The sequence below is a fragment of the Phaeodactylibacter sp. genome, from assembly GCF_022763345.1.
In the GTDB taxonomy this organism is placed as follows: Bacteria; Bacteroidota; Bacteroidia; order Chitinophagales; family Saprospiraceae; genus Phaeodactylibacter.
In genome coordinates this window covers 67,618-81,382 of the sequence record NZ_JALEGS010000093.1, presented here as the reverse complement: position 1 = coordinate 81,382, position 13,765 = coordinate 67,618, and the positions used below count along the sequence as shown (strand labels likewise).

The following is a 13,765-nucleotide window of genomic DNA, read 5'->3' as shown; positions in this document are numbered from 1 at the left end:
AGATCGCGCACCAAAAACGGGCTCAAGTGTGAAAATATTATCAATTAATTCGGTCTAGTCGCACGAGACATAAGCAAAAGCCCGCACCTCATCGAGGCGCGGGCCATGCATATCCCAAAATGCTAATTAAAATTCCTGTATCGCGAAGGTTTCCATCATCTGGTCCAGGGTACTGCGCTGCCCTTCCTGATTGCTTAGGGCAATGAACAGCCCATCGGACTCGGGGAACAGGGCAATGAGCGAAGTAAAGCCGTCCACATCTCCGCCATGGAAATAAACCAGTTCTCCCTGTATGCGGATGGCAAACCAGCCCAGCCCAACGGAGGTGGCATCATCTTGTGCAGGGGCAGGAAAGACCGCTGCCTGCTCCAGGCCAGTGAGCAAATCGCCCATCCAGGCATCGCCCCATTTTTCCATATCTCCTATCGTACTGGCCCAGTCGCCCGCACCGAAGGCAACCGACATGGGGTAGGGCTCCACCGGTGCACCGTTCAGGTAGCCCACCGCTTCGCCTATTATGCCGAAGTCGTTGGCGCTGGGATAAGTGTCTGACATATTCAGGTACTCCAGCGCGGTAGATTGCAGGTACTCGTGGTAGGGCTGGCCTGAAAGTGCTTCCACAAGTGTGGCCAGAAGCAGGTAATTGGCGTTGCAATAGTGGAAATTGCTACCGGGCTCAAATAGCAATTCTTCTTCCTGTAAGGCCTCTGTATAGGCATCCACGATGTCCTCTGGTGTGAGGAAGGCATTTTGTTGCTCGTACAATTCTTCAAAGGTCGCAACGTGGTCCGGCAATCCGGAAGTATGCGACATAAGGTGCCGCAGGGTGATCTGACTGCCGTAAGGAAAATCGGGCGCAAATGCACTGATGGTTTGGTCGAGGCTTTCGATCAGCCCTGTTCTTTGCAGTTGCAAAATGCCCAGCACGGTGAATGCCTTAGACATGGAGCCAATACGAAATTTGGTGTCTGTGGCATTCATGATGCCCTCCCCTGCCCTAGCCTCTCCAAAGCCCTGCCGGATGAGGTCCTCATCGCCCTTGCGCAGCAGCATGCTGCCCTGAAACCCGGAGGCTTGGGCGTAGTCCAGCGCATTGGTGTAAGAAGGGGTGGGCCCAGGTGTCACCGTATCATCGTCTTCACAGGAAGTAAACAGAATGACAATGGACAGGAGGATTGGAAAAAAGAAAAACAGGTTTTTCATAGGTGACTTCAATTTTGTCGGGTGTAAAAAGTGGGTGATTTCTTAAAAACGGGTGATTTCTAAATCATTTGAAACTAACAACAGTACAAAGATGCAGGGCATTGCGCGGGCAATCGTCCGGAAATGAAATCCTGAACGTGTGCGGTAAATCCGAACTTTGAGGTGATAGGGATAAAATTGGTAAAAAGGGAGCAGGCTATCGGCTGTTAATCAGTCTTTTGGCAATGACAGGCAGGGTATCTGGTTGGAGTGGGTACACCTGCGGAAGTCATCGCCGGGCGTCCTCTTCTCGCCCGGCGCTCTCTCCGTCTTGGGTAGTTTGAATACGAGCCAACTAAAAGCGCACCGGGTGAATCCCCCGGCAATGGCTGGACGTAGTGCACCCGGTGAGGCTGCCTCGCCGGGCGCTCTCCCTTCGCCCGGCGTACTGCCATGAGCACACGAAATACGCATCGGGTGAATGCCCGGGGCATGGCCCGACTTGATGCACCCGGTGAGCACACAACAGCCTCCGTGCATCAAAAGCTAATTAATTACAACCTAAAGGCAGATAGACAAAGTACCGATTCTACACCCCCCACTCCACAACAGTCCCCGCATAGGAAAGCCCGCCACCGAAACCGAGCAGCATCACTTTATCGCCTTTTTTGACCTTGCCGGATTTGACGCCTTCGTTCAGGGCCAGTGGGATGGAAGCGGAGGAGGTGTTGCCATAGACGGATAGGCTTTCGAGGGCTTTTTCCACCGGCAGGCCGATGCCTTTGCAGATCGCCTCAATGATGCGCATATTGGCACTGTGGGGTACGAACCAGTCGATGTCATTGATCGTCAGGTTGTTCTTTTCCAGCAATACTTTGGCCTGTTCAGTCATGCGGTTGACGGCCCATTTGAAGACCTTGCGGCCGTTTTGGTAAATTTTGCCGCTAGCTTTGATGGGTTCGCCATTGATCATCGTAGATTGATTGGACAGGTAGAGGTCCTGTCCGCCACTGCCTTCAGCGCCCACAATGCAGGCACCTATGTTGCCTTGTTCCGATGCCTCCACCAATACCGCCCCTGCGCCGTCACCAAAGAGTATGCAGGAAGTGCGGTCAGAATAATCGATGACTTTGGAAAGGACTTCCGCTCCAATAACAAGTACTTTGCGCTGCATACCGGACTCTATCATGCTTTTCGCTAAAGCAATGCCATAGCCGAACCCTGCACAAGCCGCTGCAACATCAAGCGCTCCTGCCTGCCGGATACCCAGCCGGTGCTGTAAGACTGCTGCCACGCTGGGCATGACGTGGTCATGGGATACTGTAGCGAGCAGGATAAAGTCCACATCGCTCAGGTCTTTGCCGTAGGTTTTGGCCAGGTTGAGGGCGGCTTTTTCGCTGAGATCTCCGGTGTACTCATTTTGGCGGGCAAAGTGGCGGGTTTTTATGCCGGTACGGGACTGAATCCATTCATCGGAGGTCTCAATAAAGCCTTCAAAGTAGTGGTTATCAATAATTTGTTCTGGTGCATAGGCACCGATGGCCGTGATTTTCGCTTGCATGTGTTAGGGTGTTATCGGCTGAGGCTCTGATTATTAAAGTCTTTTTGCGGTGCAAAAATAGATTTTATTCGCTATTTAGCAAGCTTAAAATGTTTGGCGGTGAAAGGTCGGTTTTTACTTTTTTTGCTGCCGATTGAACTAATGACAGGCTTTGAGATGTTATGGGTATAGTTCTTTGAAAGCTGAAAGATTCAGTTTTCCCTTGACAAAATGTCAAAACTGCTGATGGTGCCGATGGCGCTTCAGTACAATCAGCCGGGGCTTAACAATCTCGGCTATCAAAGGTTTCCTTCGACCCATTGGTTACGGTGACCATAGACCTCCTTCGCCCTTCGGGCTACGGCGGTTAGTAGGGGACGTACTGGAATCGACAGGGAAGTAAACTGGTAAGTAAGCATGCCGGAGCACGATAGTTCACTCCGTTAACAAATGGCTATTGACACTTTTACATGGCAATACACAGTATGCCATGGCTGCCTAAGACTAGGTCTTAGAAAGCCTTTGTGCCGTACGCTTGACGCCTAATACACAGCGTGCCGCATATCAACCAACCCTTTAGGCTAGTGGTCTGCCCTGCTCCGAACAGACTGCGAAATTAAGGGGCTAAGGTCTGGTCATAGGTGGGTACCGCGACCTCCCCCAGGCTCGAAAATTTCAATGTGGTACTAAGCATGTAGAAGGCTTATGAGTGCTTTCGCTGGACGCGAGTTCGACTCTCGCCGTCTCCACAACAATAAGGCTACCGCTTCCTTACGGAAGGGTAGCCTTTTTTGTTTTCGCAATACACCAGGCCTTCCTGGTCATGGCTCATGTGTACGGAATATACGATCAATAACACATTCCGCACCTACGGCACGGCACTCCCCAGCTGCCACCTATTTCCTACCAAGATAGCGCACCTAAAGGCGCGCTATGGATTTTGACTCTCTAATTTGAGCACTTATGCCCGCTCATCCTAAAGCGAAAACCAGCGCAATTCCAGGCGTTTTATTACTTTTCCAAAACAACAATTGGAATGGACTTCTAAACTACAATTATGATCTACGCTTTCAAAGGCTTCATCCCCGTTGTCCACGAATCGGCTTTCGTGCACCCGCAGGCGGTGGTGACCGGTAATGTTATCATAGGCAAGGATGTGTATATCGGGCCCGGGGCGGCGATCCGTGGCGACTGGGGCGGTATCGTGATCGAAGACGGCTGCAATGTGCAGGAAAACTGTACCATCCACATGTTCCCGGGGGTGACGGTGCGCCTGGAAGCATCGGCACATATCGGGCACGGTGCCATCATCCACGGTGCGCATATTGGCCGTAACTGCATGGTAGGCATGAACAGCGTCATCATGGACAATGCCGTCATCGGGGCGGAGTCTATCATCGGGGCGCTTACTTTCGTGAAGGCTAAAGCAGCAATCCCGCCCCGCAGCCTGGTGGTGGGCAATCCGGGCAAAGTCATCAAGACCGTAAGCGACGAAATGATCGCCTGGAAGACCAAAGGCACACAGCTGTATCAGACGCTGCCGGGCGACTGCCACGCCACGCTGAAGCCGGTAGAGCCCCTTCGGGAAATCCCGGCTGACCGCCCCCGGCAGGAAGCGTTGTACGCAACATGGGAGGCGATCAAACGGGAAGAATAATAAAGAGCTTATTGGGGTTTTACACTTCGGGCTGCTCTTGCCAAATTTTGTCCTGCTCTTCGTTATTCTTCGGTCACGTCCGTACGGATGTTCCCTCATCATGCCTTGATCAGAATAAAATTTGGCTACGTTCGCTCCAAAAGCAAAACCCCAACAAGCTCTAACTTTCCTGAAGCGTTTTCAGGTAAGCGACCACTTTACGGATTTCCGCATCCACTTCAGCTTCGGTCTTCAGGTTTTCAGATTCCCGGAAGGTCTCGCCCCAAACGGGCATAGCGCCACCGTGCCCCTTGAGCTCTTTGTTGCCTTTGACAATATCAAAGATCAGGGCCTCCGGATATTCGCCATTGCGGCGGGCAGCGATCTTGGTCAAGTCGGGAGGGGTGACTTTGAGCAAGTCCGACATGGGCCCGGCAACGCCTTCTGCACCGTGGCAGATTTTACAGTAAGAAATGTACAGCTCCTCGCCCCGCTCCAGGGGGTCCGCCGCTTTGTGGACCGGAGCCTCAGTTACAGCCTCTTCCTGTGAAGTGTCTGCCTCATTCTTTTCGGCGGTATTGACACACTGTACCAACAGCAAGGGGAGCCCGCAGAGGGCTAATAATCTCAGGGCTGCATTCAGAAAGGTTGGTTGTTTCATTTTGAATTTTATTTGGTTTTGTCTGCCATTAATTTACAAAGCATTGGCAATCTTTGCAATTCAACAAGCCATGATTTACATCAACCACCACTTAATCGGATAAAAATTGGGAAAGACCATCAAAGAACGCCTGACTGATCAGTGCCGGGCACAATTGCAAGCCCGGATAGCCACCCTGCAGCGGTCTGTGGAAACCATTCAGGCAGCCCGCAACAACGAAACCAAAAGCAGCGCCGGCGATAAATACGAAACCGGTCGGGCGATGATGCAGATGGAAGAGGACAAGGTCATGGCGCAGCTCGATCAGGCGCAGTTTCAGTTGCAACAGCTCCGGCAGATCCCCCCTTACAGCGGCACTACCATCAGTTCAGGCAGCCTGGTGCGTACCCAAAAGGGCTGCTACTTTTTATCAGTAAGCATGGGCAAAGCCATGGTGGATGGAACAGTATTCTACTGCATCTCCACTCAGGCACCGCTCGCTCAGCAAATGCTGGGAAAATCGAAAGGTGATAAAATCGTCTTCAACGGACAGGAAGATGAAATTTTGGACGTAACATAAAAAAAGCCCGCTCGAAGGCGGGCAAATTACAAATCGTGACCTTATGATTTTTTAACCTGTCTTACTAACTGCAAGTACCGTGCCAAAAATCAAAATACAGTTGTTTTTCTGCATTTTATGCCCCACTTTTTTTCTAATACCTGGTGGTTGCGGAGACTCAGCACCTCAGCCCGCCTCTGATGAACCCGTTTCGGTAGTGGAAGCAACCGTCTTGGGCATTGCACAAGATGCCGGCTACCCACAAGCCGATTGCCAAAAAGCCTGCTGCCGCCCGGCCTGGGACAATCCCGCAAAAAGGCGAATGGTCAGCTGCCTGGCCATCAGCGACCGGCAGGCGGGCAAAGCCTGGCTGCTGGACGCCACGCCCGACTTCCCGGAGCAGCTGCAGTTCATCCGGGACAGCCTGGGATTGGAACTGGGAGGCATCCTGCTCACCCACGCCCACATCGGCCATTACACCGGTCTGATGTACCTGGGCCGGGAAGTGATGGGCGCTCAAGGCGTCCCCGTGTATGTCATGCCCCGCATGGATAGCTTTCTCCGGGAGAACGGCCCGTGGAGTCAGCTTGCTGATCTCGGCAATATCGAACTGCGCATCCTGCAGGCAGGACAAGCCGTAACACTTAGCCCTAACCTTACCATCACTCCTTTCCCGGTACCCCACCGCGATGAGTTTTCAGAAACAGTAGGCTTCAGCGTGCAGGGCCCCAACCGCCAGCTGATGTTTCTGCCAGATATCGACAAATGGGGCCGCTGGGAAGTGCCCATCGACTCCATGGTAGAGGTTCATGACCTCGCTTTCCTTGATGCCACTTTTTACTCCGGAGCCGAGCTGCCCGGTCGGGACATGTCGGAAATCCCCCACCCTTTTGTGCAGGAAAGCCTAAAACGCTTTGCCCCTTTACCAAACAGCATCCGAAGGCGGATTTATTTTATTCACTTCAACCACTCCAATCCTTTACTGCAAGCGGGCAGTGCAGCACAGCGGGAGGTGGAACAGGCAGGGTTTGGGATCAGCCGGGAGGGAATGCGGTTTGGGTTGTAGTGGTTTAAGGCTTTCTTTAGCAGCCAATTCCGTATATTTATTGAGCCCTCGACGGCAAATAAAAGAACGATTATTGCCATTGATGCGTTTTAAAACGCAGATATATTAATTTTCAGCCGATTAAATATGCGTACACATGGAAACCACCAAGAAAATGTCCAATCTTCAACTTGAGCTCCTAAAAGTATTTAGCTTCGACCTCGAAGACCATCAGATTATTGAAATCAGGAACCTTTTAGCCAACTACTTTGCTGAGAAGGCTACAGCGGAAATGGATAGACTATGGGAAGAAAATCAATGGAACGAAAAAACCATCGAGGAATGGTCTAAAGAACATATGCGGACTAAATATTCTTTCTGATGAAAATCGTGATGAACACGAATGTCCTACTAATGGCTATTCCAAAAAACTCTCCGTACAGGAAGATATTCGATGATTTGATTTCCGGGGTCTATGAATTAATCATCACAAATGAAATCCTTACAGAATATCTTGAGATCCTGGAACATAAAACCAATCACATAGTCGCAAGTAACATTGGAGAGTTTTTGATTAACTCTAGTTTCGTCAGAAAAATTGAAGTTTACTACAAGTGGCATCTAATCGAGCAAGACCCCGATGACAACAAGTTCGTAGATTGTGCAATTGCTGGCAACGTAAAGTTTATCGTATCCAATGATACCCATTTTAAGGCGCTCCATGACATTAATTTCCCCGCAGTAGAAGTTGTTAATATTGACGACTTTCTGCTCGAATTATCGAAAAGTTCTCAAAACGAGTAATGCAGATTCGCTGGTCCATTAGTCAGGAAATGAAAATAGCAAAGTATATCCTCTAAATCTTGCTTTCCCACATTTTTCGTAATTTTGCGAACGAACGATCGTTAGTACATCCAAATAAAACCAACCATGCCCAATACCAATCTTCACAACTACCTGCTGGGACAATGGACGCCCCACGATGGGGACGGATTCCCACAGTACGATGCTGTCACCGGGGAGCTGATTGCCACCTGCGGGAGCGAAGGGCTCGACTATGCCGCCATTATGGATTATGCCCGCCGGGTGGGTGGCCCCAATTTGCGGAAAATGACCTTCCGCGAGCGTGGGCAGATGCTCAAAAAGCTGGCGCTCCACCTGCACAGTATCCGCAAAAAATACTATCCGCTCAGCTACCGTACTGGCGCGACCAAGGGCGATAGCTGGATTGATATTGATGGCGGTATTGGCACCTTGTTTGCCTACGCCAGCCTGCGCCGTCAGTTCCCGGACAAGCCTTTCCATATTGACGGAGAAGCGGTGGGGCTGTCCAAAGAAGGGACTTTCATCGGCCATCACATCATGGTGCCTAAACATGGCGTTGCCGTGCACATCAATGCCTTCAACTTCCCCATCTGGGGGATGCTGGAGAAGCTCTCGGTCAATCTGCTGGCTGGCGTGCCTGCCGTGGTGAAGCCTTCTGAAATCACCTCTTTCCTTACCGAAGCCATGGTGCGCGATATCATCACCTCGGGTATTTTGCCGGAAGGCGCGGTACAACTGGTGTGCGGAAAAGGGCACGGCATTTTGGACAGCCTGGGCGAACAGGACACCGTCACGTTCACGGGTTCTGCCTCCACCGGCCGCAAGCTGAAAGCCTTGCCCAACATCATCGAAAATGCCGTCACTTTCAACATGGAAGCTGACAGTCTGAATGCCGCCATTCTGGGTGAAGAGGCGGTGCCCGGCTCCCCCACTTTTGACCTGTTCATCAAAGAGGTACGGCGGGAAATGACGGTCAAGTGCGGTCAAAAGTGCACGGCCATCCGGCGCATTATCGTACCGGAGAATCTGGTGGAAGATGTACAGTTAGCCCTAAGCCAGCAATTGCAGAAGACGACCATCGGCAACCCTACAGTGGAAGGGGTGCGCATGGGGGCACTAGTCAGCAAAAAGCAACTCGAAACCCTGCGGCAGCGCATACAGGAACTGGCCGGAGAAACCAATATCGTATACGGGCAGACTGATAGCTTTGAAGTCATGGGCGCCGATCAGGACAAGGGGGCCTTCTGCTCCCCCATCCTATTGCTCAACGACGATCCATTCAACAAGCAGGGCGCTCATAATATTGAAGCCTTTGGACCTGTAAGCACGCTTATGCCCTATAAAGACCTCGGAGAAGCCATCGAGCTGGCGAATATGGGCAAGGGCTCCCTCGTAAGCACCGTAGCCACAGCCGATGAGCGTATCGCAACCGACTACGTGATGGGCGCAGCGGCTTACCACGGGCGCATTCTCATCCTTAATGAGGAAAGTGCCAAAGAGAGCACCGGGCATGGCTCCCCTATGCCTTTATTGGTGCACGGCGGGCCCGGCCGGGCTGGTGGCGGAGAGGAAATGGGCGGCGTGCGGGGCGTCAAGCACTACCTGCAGCGCACGGCCATTCAGGGGCACCCTACCATGATCACAGCAGTGACGGGACAGTACCAAAAAGGTGCAGCCTACAAAGAAAAAGCCATCCACCCTTTCCAGCAGCATTTTGAAGATTTGGAAGTCGGTGAGACGCTCATTACCGCCAAACATACCGTTACCGAAGCGGACATCGTCAACTTTGCGAATGTGAGCGGCGATCACTTTTACGCCCACGTAGATGAGACCTCACTGGAAGGGACGATCTTCGAGCGGCGGGTCGCACATGGGTACTATCTGTTGTCCAAAGCAGCCGGCCTGTTTGTGGACGGGCGGAAAGGCCCCGTTTTGCTCAATTACGGTATTGAGGACTTTCGTTTCACCAAACCCGTTTATCCGGGCGCCACCATTGGCGTGCGCTTCAGCTGCAAGGAGAAAATCCGTCAGGAAAAGCGGGACGAGGAGGACATCCGCAAAGGCATCGTCAAATGGATGGTGGATGTATACGACGAAACTGGGGAGACAGTAGCGATTGGTACTATTCTGACTATGGTGAGGATGCGGGATCAGAGCTAAGAATTGCTACATTTGCGCCATGAAGCGCATACTCTTTACCGGGCCGGAATCTACAGGCAAATCCGCCCTCGCTACACGGCTGGCAGAGGAATGGGACACCGTTTGGGTGCCGGAATACGCCCGTACCTATCTGGAGCAACTCGGCCGCCCTTACAACGAAGCGGATCTTCTAAATATCGCTAAAGGGCAGCTGCAATGGGAAGATCAATACGCCGAAAAGGCAACTGACTTTCTTTTTATTGATACCGGTATGCTGGTGATGAAAGTCTGGTCGGAATTCAAGTACAACCGCTGCCATCCCTGGATTCTGGAGCAACTGCAACGCCGGCAGTACGACCTATGGGTGCTCTGCGGTATTGACATTCCATGGGAGCCTGGTCCCATGCGGGAAAACCCCAACGAGCGGGAAGCCCTATACGGCATCTACCGGCAGGAACTGCAACAGCTAGGCGTTCCCTTTATTGAACTCTGGGGCAGCCGGGAAGAGCGGGTGGCGCGGATGCAGGAACTACTTATTCATACCGATACCTAAACTCATAAGCTCCCGGCACCGCCTCAAAAGTCACAGCCCCATTGACCTGTTGCACACCCGTAAAATCAGGGTGAGACAGCAGCGGGCCTCCATTGGCTTCGACCGCAGAAAGGTTGGCATTAGGCAGCTCAATTACCGCTGTGGTATTGGGTGGAATGGCTACGTTAAGCACCAGTTCGCCCACCTTCAAGGACCAGCCGGAGGCAATCCTGCCATAGGGGGAATCCAGGGAAGCTTTGGCGTACCCTAACCGGGCATCAGGCTGAGGTTGGATGCGGATTTTTCGGTAGCCAGGCTCCAGCAGCTCAATGCCGGCCACTACCCGGTACATCCAGTCGCCGATAGCGCCGTAGGCATAGTGGTTGAAAGAATTCATGCCGACATCCTGAAAGGTGCTGTCGGGGCGCTGCCCGTCCCAACGCTCCCAGATGGTGGTGGCGCCCATCGTCACCGGATACAGCCAGGAAGGGTAGGATTTTTGCAGCAGCAGATCATAGGCGACTTCCGTGTAGCCATGGCCGGAGAGGACGTGGCACAGATAAGGCGTGCCCAGGAAGCCCGTAGACAGGTGATTTTTACGCCTGCGGATATCGTCAACCAGGTGGGCGGCTGCTTTGGCACGTAGCGGCTCTGGCAACAGCCCAAACTGTAGCGCCAGCACATAAGCCGTTTGGGAATCAGAGGCAATACGGCCGGATGGGGCCACATATTCTTTCTGGAAAACTGCTTTAACGGCTTCGTAGACGGCCCGGTACTCCATCTCCTCTTCTGTTTTCCCCAATACGCCAGCCGCCTGAGACAGTAAATTAGCGGAGTGCGCAAAAAACATCGTGGCGATCATATCCGGATCGGTGTAGCCATCAGGGGCGGTGTGGTTATTGCCGTGGGGCTTGTAAAACAACCAGTCACCAAAGACGCTGCCACCTTTCCACATCAATGCATCACCAGCCTGCTCCCGGATGTACTCTACGTAAGCCTTCATCGAGGGATACTGCGCGGATAGCAGGCTCGTATCGCCGTAAACTTCATACAGGTCCCAGGGGATGATCGTCGCCGCATCGCCCCAGCCGGCGGACACGCCATTATTACGCAGCATATCGGGGATAACAAATGGCACTCCCCCATTCTCCAACTGATCCGCGTGCAGGTCTTTCAGCCACTTGGTGAAAAAAGCGGCCACATCCATATTAAAGGCAGCCGTGCGGCAGAACGCCTGCGCATCGCCCGTCCAGCCGAGGCGCTCGTCCCGCTGCGGGCAATCGGTTGGGACATCCAGGAAGTTACCTTTTTGCCCCCAGACGATGTTGTGTTGCAGCTGATTAATCAGAGAATCGGAGCATTCAAAAGTACCAGTCGGTTCCATTGCGGAATGAATGACCACAGCGGTCACGTTTTCGGGTTGTAATTCCCCAGGGAAGCCCTCCACGGCGATATAGCGGAAGCCCATGAAGGTAAAGCTTGGCTCGTAGACTTCCGTCGCTACCCCTTTGAGGGTATACGTCAATGTAGCTTTGGCGGCACGCAAATTGGCGGTGTAGAATTCTCCTGCCTTGTCGAGCACTTCGGCGTGACGGATGGTCACGGTGGTACCTGCTTTGCCCGCGACCTTCAGGCGGACCCAGCCTACCAGGTTTTGACCAAAGTCGGCGACCAAGGTACCGGATGGAGTGCGGAAAATGGTGTCCGGAACTAGTTCCTCAATCTTCTGCACCGGCACGGAAACAGCGCCAATGAGATTGGATTTAGAATGCCCCACCACCGTTACCGGCTGCCAGTTTTGGTCGTCGAAGCCCGGTCGGCTCCATCCGGTGGGTTCCATACGGGCGTCGTAGGTTTCGCCGTTGTAAATGCTGTTCATACGGATGGGGCCTTCGCTTGTGCCTGGCCAGCTACCATCAGTTGTAACGACTTCCCGCCGGCCGTTTTCGTAGGTGACCTCAATTTGGGCAATCGCCCCTACCCTTTTGCCGTAAAGCCCCCAGTTGTCCATCCAGCCCATCGCGCCCCGGAACCAGCCGTCGCCCAGGTGAAGGCCGGCTGCATTATCCCCGCGTACCAGCAGGTCGGTCACATCGTACACCTGATACTGAATGTGGTCATCATAAGCCGTCCAGCCCGGCGTAAAGACCTGATCGCCCACCTGCTGCCCGTTCAGGAAAAACTCGTACAGCCCGCGGGCAGAAACGTAAGCCCGGGCACGAGCGATCTTGCCCTTTATTTGGAATGCCTTCCGCAGCAGGTAAGCTGGCCCATCTTTTTCTTTCACCTGCACCGGTTCTATCCATTCGGCCTGCCAGTCGTCAGCACGAAGCAGCCCCATTTCCCAAAAGGCAGGAGCGGACCAATCCGATACCTTGCCCTGATTGCTCCAGACTTTCACCCGCCAGTAATATCGTTGTCCCGAGGCCAGGGCTTTACCTTCATAAGGCAGGAGCACCGAAGTGCCTGAGGTGATTTTGCCAGTGTCCCAGACCAGGTTGCCCTTCCCAAAATCCGGACCGGTAGCCACCTGAATAGCATAGGCGGCCTGCATCAGCCCGGGGCCATCGCCCCTGAGTTTCCAGCTCAGCCGGGGCTTTTGGGCGTCGATGCCGATCGGATTGGCTTTGTGCTCGCATTGTAAGCTGTAGATGCTTAGGGCGTGTAGCGTAGTAGTCGTCAGCAGGCTTAGCAGCAAGGTGGTGGTTAGGATCTGTCGCATAATCTGTGGGCTGGTGAATTTGGGTAGAAGATAGGGAAAATGGAGGATTTCAGTCGATGTCAACTGACCATTTTTACCTGAATTTAGTCAGTACAAATACCATTTTTAGCTAAATTCAGTCAGTACACTGCCTTTATTAGCTCAAACTAATGTGACGGACAGGAAGCAATATTAAGAGAACAGGTAAAAAGCGTGAGCCTTGAAGCGATAGCGGGAACGCAAATGAAGTAGAAATATACGCTTAACAAAGTGGTTTGCGACATCGGAGCAGGCCACTTTCCAGCGTTTATGCCGACATCAAGTAGGTTTGCTGTGGCAAACCACTTTATCGTCGGTATAATTGATTATCATTAAAACACGGCAATGGAAAAGCTAGCCAATATCCACCCGGGAGAAATCCTGTTTTTTTGAATTCATGGAGCCGCTCCAAATTACAGCTTACCGGCTTTCAAAAGATTTGCATATACCGCAAACCCGGATTTCAGCCATCATCAAGGGGAAGCGCAGGGTAACTGCCGATACTGCCCTTCGCCTCAGCAAATACTTTGGCACTTCAGCCAAATTTTGGCTTGGGCTTCAGGACGACTATGATATTGAGGAAGAACGTAACAGGAAAAGCGTGGAGCTTGATGCGATAGCGGAATTAGAAGTAAAATCATGACAAGGACAGTCAGATAATCAAGTTTAAAAAGTAGCATAAGCCCCCTTGCCCACCCCCTCCATTTTACTTACCTTTGTCTGTCAGTTGATGGCAGCGGTGAGATTTACCGTTGCTGTTCGGGGTGTTTCCCGGTTAATACCGGGATTCTGAGATCATACCCATAGAACCTGCCCGGGTAATGCCGGGAAGGGAGACGAGTACGAGGCGTATTCCTGTGCGATCCGTTCTTTTCTTATGGGATGAAAGGCCGCCTAACGGTGGTCCTGAAGGCAAACACTCGCCCG

11 protein-coding genes, 1 other RNA gene, 1 pseudogene and 1 riboswitch are annotated in these 13,765 nt (G+C 52.5%); of the genes and pseudogenes, 9 read left to right on the top strand and 4 right to left on the bottom strand.

Annotation, left to right across the window (positions count from 1 at the left end; translation table 11 throughout):
* Positions 1 to 126: 126 nt before the first annotated feature.
* A complete protein-coding gene (locus MRY86_RS23635) occupies positions 127 to 1,203 on the bottom strand; it encodes a serine hydrolase domain-containing protein (RefSeq protein ID WP_293565230.1) in 1,077 nt (358 codons plus the stop codon).
* 568 nt (positions 1,204 to 1,771) lie between these two features.
* A complete protein-coding gene (locus MRY86_RS23630) occupies positions 1,772 to 2,743 on the bottom strand; it encodes a ketoacyl-ACP synthase III (protein ID WP_293565232.1) in 972 nt (323 codons plus the stop codon).
* Between the two features lie 352 nt (positions 2,744 to 3,095).
* On the opposite strand from MRY86_RS23630, the gene ssrA reads away from it, so the two are divergent.
* Together ssrA and MRY86_RS23620 are read left to right on the top strand one after the other, a co-directional pair.
* Positions 3,096 to 3,474, top strand: a transfer-messenger RNA (tmRNA) gene (ssrA, locus tag MRY86_RS23625).
* 305 nt (positions 3,475 to 3,779) lie between these two features.
* On the top strand, positions 3,780 to 4,379 hold the full coding sequence (locus MRY86_RS23620) for a transferase hexapeptide repeat family protein (protein WP_293565234.1): 600 nt from the start codon (positions 3,780 to 3,782) through the stop codon (positions 4,377 to 4,379).
* Positions 4,380 to 4,539: 160 nt separating this feature from the next.
* Here the strand turns inward: MRY86_RS23620 and MRY86_RS23615 are convergent, their stop codons facing one another.
* Positions 4,540 to 5,019 (bottom strand): cytochrome c, encoded by a 480-nt coding sequence (locus MRY86_RS23615; RefSeq protein ID WP_293565236.1) that lies wholly within the window; start codon positions 5,017 to 5,019, stop codon positions 4,540 to 4,542.
* 106 nt (positions 5,020 to 5,125) lie between these two features.
* Between MRY86_RS23615 and MRY86_RS23610 the strand changes: the two genes are divergently transcribed.
* The 6 genes from MRY86_RS23610 to MRY86_RS23585 all read left to right on the top strand — a co-directional run bounded on the left by MRY86_RS23610 (position 5,126) and on the right by MRY86_RS23585 (position 10,119).
* Positions 5,126 to 5,578 carry a hypothetical protein gene (locus MRY86_RS23610; protein ID WP_293565237.1) on the top strand — a complete coding sequence of 151 codons (453 nt, stop codon included), beginning with the start codon at positions 5,126 to 5,128 and terminating at the stop codon, positions 5,576 to 5,578.
* Positions 5,579 to 5,657: 79 nt separating this feature from the next.
* Positions 5,658 to 6,623, top strand: a complete 966-nt coding sequence (locus MRY86_RS23605) for an MBL fold metallo-hydrolase (protein WP_293565239.1) — start codon at positions 5,658 to 5,660, stop codon at positions 6,621 to 6,623.
* A 154-nt stretch (positions 6,624 to 6,777) separates the two neighbouring features.
* A complete protein-coding gene (locus MRY86_RS23600) occupies positions 6,778 to 6,984 on the top strand; it encodes a hypothetical protein (protein ID WP_052515682.1) in 207 nt (68 codons plus the stop codon).
* Positions 6,984 to 7,406 carry a putative toxin-antitoxin system toxin component, PIN family gene (locus tag MRY86_RS23595; RefSeq protein ID WP_293565243.1) on the top strand — a complete coding sequence of 141 codons (423 nt, stop codon included), beginning with the start codon at positions 6,984 to 6,986 and terminating at the stop codon, positions 7,404 to 7,406. Before MRY86_RS23600 ends, MRY86_RS23595 begins: the two co-directional genes overlap by 1 nt.
* A 126-nt stretch (positions 7,407 to 7,532) precedes the next feature.
* Entirely contained in the window at positions 7,533 to 9,587 is a 2,055-nt protein-coding gene (paaZ, locus tag MRY86_RS23590) for a phenylacetic acid degradation bifunctional protein PaaZ (RefSeq protein WP_293571972.1), read from the top strand.
* A 19-nt stretch (positions 9,588 to 9,606) separates the two neighbouring features.
* Positions 9,607 to 10,119: an ATP-binding protein gene (locus MRY86_RS23585; protein ID WP_293569302.1), complete on the top strand. Its 513-nt coding sequence runs from the start codon at positions 9,607 to 9,609 to the stop codon at positions 10,117 to 10,119.
* Here MRY86_RS23585 and MRY86_RS23580 read toward each other — a convergent pair.
* The gene (locus MRY86_RS23580; RefSeq protein WP_293569300.1) at positions 10,100 to 12,820 is read right to left on the bottom strand and encodes an alpha-L-rhamnosidase; all 2,721 of its coding nucleotides are present in this window, start codon (positions 12,818 to 12,820) and stop codon (positions 10,100 to 10,102) included. The genes MRY86_RS23585 and MRY86_RS23580 overlap by 20 nt on opposite strands.
* A gap of 363 nt (positions 12,821 to 13,183) precedes the next feature.
* On the opposite strand from MRY86_RS23580, the pseudogene MRY86_RS23575 reads away from it, so the two are divergent.
* Positions 13,184 to 13,481 (top strand): annotated as a pseudogene (locus MRY86_RS23575) (HigA family addiction module antitoxin).
* Positions 13,482 to 13,588: 107 nt separating this feature from the next.
* Positions 13,589 to 13,690: riboswitch (TPP riboswitch) on the top strand.
* Positions 13,691 to 13,765 lie beyond the last annotated feature (75 nt).